Annotated in this window: 2 protein-coding genes; both read right to left on the minus strand. The window is 56.1% G+C overall.

Annotated features, from left to right (window positions below):
- Positions 1-362 precede the first annotated feature (362 nt).
- A complete protein-coding gene (locus tag APA10_RS11585) occupies positions 363-1,148 on the minus strand; it encodes an alginate lyase family protein (protein ID WP_003631308.1) in 786 nt (261 codons plus the stop codon).
- Between the two features lie 271 nt (positions 1,149-1,419).
- Positions 1,420-2,454, minus strand: coding sequence for an NADP-dependent oxidoreductase (locus tag APA10_RS11590; protein WP_035366779.1), 1,035 nt, complete (start codon positions 2,452-2,454; stop codon positions 1,420-1,422).
- Positions 2,455-2,556 lie beyond the last annotated feature (102 nt).

The following is a 2,556-nucleotide window of genomic DNA, read 5'->3' on the forward strand; positions in this document are numbered from 1 at the left end:
GTCAGAAAACTCTTGCATAACGGACGGTAACCACAGAAGAAATCCGCGTCGAAGGCAATAACTTGGATGTATCATTGAACGGGAAGTATTTTTCCCCGATTTCTGTGCCTCAGGGTGCTGCGGAGGAGGTGTCCATCAAATATGACAGAAGGACGTCCGGATCCACCAGCATACCTGACGCCTGACCCGGCTTACAGTGTAGGCGATGCAGCAATAACCGACGCACTTGACGCTGCACGATCATTCAAACCTCTCCCGCCTCAGTTAACCCGTGACTGGGTCCTGCAAAATGCCGGACCACAAGAGACCATTTCGGATAAGAAACAGTCTCCCTCCCCGTCCTTTTTCATAAACGGCATCGCTCATTGACCACACATCGATATAAACAGCGGCGGATGTGATGCGAGTTGGGTCGCGAGAAGACGAAAACGCGGGTCGAAAGCGGAAGCAAGCCACACAAGCGCGCCAGCCGTCCGCGGATCAAACAGGCCCGAATAGCCTTTCAGCCCGGCCTGTGCGCGGATCGCGTCAAAGCGTACGGCTGAATGTACAAACTCCCTGTGTCGCTTCTCTCCGCTCAGATAGGGAAGCAGCCATGTCATGGCATTCGCCAGAGAAGAGCCGTCATCGCTCGTCCAGTGATACCAGTCCTCATCGCGTGTTCTGGCGGCAAGAGCGGCCTGGATCAACGGCTGAAGGTCGTAGACGACATAGTGCAGCGCATCCCGTTCCCGAAAATCCAGAGTGGTCCCGTCTAGTGCGATATTGGCCTGTATCTGCTTGCGGAAAAGATCGCGTGCCTTGTCAAACAGCGGGGTATCGTCGATCGCTACGGCGATCATTGTCACCAGCTTGATCCGGTGGCTCTGCCAGTTATTGATCCAGATCGCACGTCGCCCGTGATGGATAATGGCTGTCACATATCCCCAACCCCAATCCTGAAGATAGGATCGGACCTGTTCTCGTTCCGAGGCGGGGAGCGAGGGGCCGATCATCACATAAGTGTCGATCAGAGTGTCAAAACCTGTCTCGTCGATCGGGTTGAAGCTCGGCTTATAGGTCTTTATCCACGCCATCAGATAGCGACGGGCAAAATTCAGCCATTCGTCATCTGCTCCGGCATGCCAGGCCAGCGCTGCCTCTTGCATGAGCTTAAGGTCATATTTTGAGGAGACGCTCTCGTCCTAAATACCGTGATGCGGCAACGTGCCTTCCGTGTGCACCCGTGGCAGAGGCGCTGGCGGCCGGTTCCGGACAGAAGCCAGATGGCGAAGAAGCGCGGGCATAGTCCCTGCAGCCTGCGGATCAGATACGGAACACCACGCCTTGTCCGCTGCCTGCGCAGGCACGCAAGGCATCAGGGCCAGAGCGATTGCGCATACTGACCCCAGGAAACAGACTTTCTGTCTCCGTTGACCCTCACTCATGGTTTGTCGGAACGTCTGCAACCTGCACAAGAAGTTTGCCGAAATTCTGTCCACTCAGTTGTCCAGCCAGGGCGAGAGGGGCCTGATCCAGACCCTTTACAATCTGTTCCTTATAAACAAGAGAACCTTCCTGAACCCAGGGAGTTGCCAAAGCGCGCCATTCCGCAAACCGCTCCGGCCGGTCACCGACAATGAAGCCCTCGATGCGGGCTCTGCGAAACAGCAGCATAGCCGCGCTGATTGTGGGCGCATGCGCCAGCCCGCTATAGTCGCGATCATTATAGTCAGCGACCAGACCGCAGATCGGAACCCGGGCATGATTACGTAACCGCCTGATCACAGCCTGGCCTACTGTACCCCCAACGTTCTCGTAGTAGACATCGACGCCGTCAGGACAGAGGGCGTCAAGCTGTTCGTCGAGATTTTCATGATGATTGATGCATCCATCAAATCCGGCGATTTCCGTGACCCACGCACATTTCTCCACGCTGCCCGCGATACCGATCACCCGCGCTCCTGCTCTCCTGGCTATCTGCCCGGCTGTTGCGCCTACGGGACCGGACGCCGCAGAGATAACAACCGTTTCCCCTGCCTTGGGCTGTCCGATATCCGTCATACCCGAATAGGCGGTTGTACCAGGCATACCGAGCACACCAAGATAGGTTGACGGTGGCACATCATCGGGAACCCGGACCAGCCTGTCCCCGGGAGTTGCCAGCACCGTCGCCCATCCAAACGCACCGGAAACGACCGCGCCTTCACGAAAGGCTGGGTGCTTCGACTGGATGACCTGTCCCACGGTTTCGCCAGGGATCATGTCGCCAACCGCCAGTCCTTCACGATAGGTCCGCCCCTCGTTGAGAATGCCCCGCATATAGGGATCGACGGAAGCAAAGAGGGTGCGTGTCAGCACGTCACCCTCCTTTATCGCGGGCCAGAGACGTTCCACTGTCGCGAAAACATCCGGCGTAATACTTCCGTCAGGACGCTTTGCCAGAACAACGGCCTCAAGTGTCTTTTCGGTCATGATCCTCTCCCTGATAGGTCGACGCGGAAATCTCACAGAAGGGTTGTGATCGGGTTAGATTATGAAAAAGTCTATTTTGTGTAAAAGAAATTTTCGTAAGCT

Source organism: Acetobacter pasteurianus subsp. pasteurianus LMG 1262 = NBRC 106471, from assembly GCF_000285275.1.
Lineage (GTDB): Bacteria > Pseudomonadota > Alphaproteobacteria > Acetobacterales > Acetobacteraceae > Acetobacter > Acetobacter pasteurianus.